The organism is Pseudomonas sp. HR1, assembly GCF_030175875.1.
Taxonomy (GTDB): Bacteria; Pseudomonadota; Gammaproteobacteria; order Pseudomonadales; family Pseudomonadaceae; genus Chryseomonas; species Chryseomonas oryzihabitans.
The window spans coordinates 1-506 of sequence record NZ_JASNRF010000089.1 but is presented as its reverse complement, the minus strand read 5'-3'; the positions used below and the strand labels follow the sequence as shown (position 1 = coordinate 506).

Below are 506 nucleotides of genomic sequence, written 5' to 3'. Positions count from 1 at the left end.
ACCAACGGCCCGAGGCAGCAAGCCGAGGCGAGGATGGCGGCAAGCCCTCCAGTGAAGAGCGCGCCGCGCCCGGTTTTTGGTTCAGACATGCGCTTGTCCTTTCGAATTGAAATTGGATAGCGTAACCTTACTTCCGTACTCATGTACGGAGTCAAGCGATATGGAAAACAATTTGGAGAACCTGACCATTGGCGTTTTCGCCAAGGCGGCCGGGGTCAATGTGGAGACCATCCGTTTCTATCAGCGCAAGGGCTTGTTGCTGGAGCCTGACAAGCCCTATGGCAGCATCCGCCGCTATGGCGAGGCGGATGTAACGCGGGTGCGCTTCGTGAAATCAGCCCAGCGGCTGGGCTTCAGCCTGGATGAGATCGCCGAGCTGCTGCGGCTGGAGGATGGCACCCATTGCGAGGAAGCCAGCAGTCTGGCCGAGCACAAGCTCAAGGACGTGCGCGAGAAAATGGCTGACCTGGCGCGCATGGAGGCCGTGCTGTCTGAGTTGGTGTGCG

The 506-nt window shown here is 59.5% G+C and carries 2 protein-coding genes; one reads left to right on the top strand and one right to left on the bottom strand.

The genetic code is table 11. The annotated features are described in order from the left end of the window. Window positions 1-89, bottom strand: an 89-nt coding sequence (locus QKY98_RS23745) for a mercuric transporter MerT family protein (protein WP_284671723.1), incomplete at its 3' end; no start/stop codon positions are given. 71 nt (window positions 90-160) lie between these two features. Between QKY98_RS23745 and merR the strand changes: the two genes are divergently transcribed. After that, window positions 161-506: mercury resistance transcriptional regulator MerR (gene merR / locus QKY98_RS23740; RefSeq protein ID WP_284671722.1), on the top strand; the 346-nt coding region annotated here is incomplete at its 3' end.